The organism is Halomonas sp. 707D4 (assembly GCF_024158685.1).
Lineage (GTDB): Bacteria > Pseudomonadota > Gammaproteobacteria > Pseudomonadales > Halomonadaceae > Vreelandella.
The window spans coordinates 1-1,004 of the sequence record NZ_JAMZBD010000763.1; the positions used below are offsets into that span (position 1 = coordinate 1).

Consider the following 1,004-nt stretch of genomic DNA (forward strand, 5'->3'; position numbering starts at 1 on the left):
CAGTTGGCGGTGGAGAAGGCCCGCGACGAAGGGATCGACGCGCGCTTCTACGCCATGCGCCTGCCCTACGCCACCCAGGCCGACGAGCACGACGCCCAGCAGGCGCTCGCGTTCATCCAGGCCGACCGGGTGCTCACGGTCAACGTCAAGCCGGCGAGCGACGCCGCGTTGAAGGCGCTGGAGGAGGGCGAGCACGCCTTCGAGGACGAGCACCAGCGCGACTTCGTGCTCGGCAACATCAAGGCGCGCCAGCGCATGATCGCCCAGTACGCCGTCGCCGGTACCCATGGCGGGCTCGTGGTGGGGACCGACCAGGCCGCCGAGGCGATGATGGGCTTTTTCACCAAGTACGGCGACGGCGCCTGCGACGTGGCGCCCCTGGCGGGGCTCACCAAGGACCAGGTACGTCGGCTTGGCGCCGAACTGGGCGCCCCGGAAGCGCTGGTGAAGAAGCAGCCTACCGCGGATCTCGAGACCCTCAAGCCCCAGCTCGCCGACGAGGAGGCGCTGGGCGTGACCTACGCCGACATCGATGCCTTCCTGATGGGCGAGGAGATCGGCGACGAGGCGCGCAAGACCATCGTGCAGACGTACCAGCGCACCCAGCACAAGCGCAACCTGCCCATCGAACCCTGAAGCGGTTCACTCCCGTCTCGCATGGCGGGCGCCGCGTCGCGGCCCAAATGATAAGATGCGGGCAACTTTGCCAACGCGAGCCTGCCATGCGACTTCTTCACACCGCCGACTGGCACCTGGGGCGGCTTTTCCACAACGTCTCGCTGCTCGACGACCAGCGCGTCGTGCTCGACCAGCTCATCGAGATCGTCGATCGCGACGCGGTCGATGCGGTGCTGGTATCGGGCGACATCTTCGACCGCGCGGTTCCCCCGGCGGGAGCGATCACGCTGCTCGAAGAAGTCGCCGAACATGTCCAGGGCGCTGAAGTGGAGCTTTTCGCGGTCGAGCTGCTGGGCGCCGCGCGCTTCCAGCATGCCGGGCTTCTC

At 67.8% G+C, this 1,004-nt stretch carries 2 protein-coding genes; both read left to right on the forward strand.

From position 1 onward, the window contains the following. Positions 1 to 636, forward strand: a 636-nt coding sequence (gene nadE / locus BIS11_RS18525) for an ammonia-dependent NAD(+) synthetase (protein WP_253586856.1), incomplete at its 5' end; no start/stop codon positions are given. An 86-nt stretch (positions 637 to 722) separates the two neighbouring features. Next, positions 723 to 1,004: exonuclease subunit SbcD (locus tag BIS11_RS18530; RefSeq protein WP_253586857.1), on the forward strand; the 282-nt coding region annotated here is incomplete at its 3' end.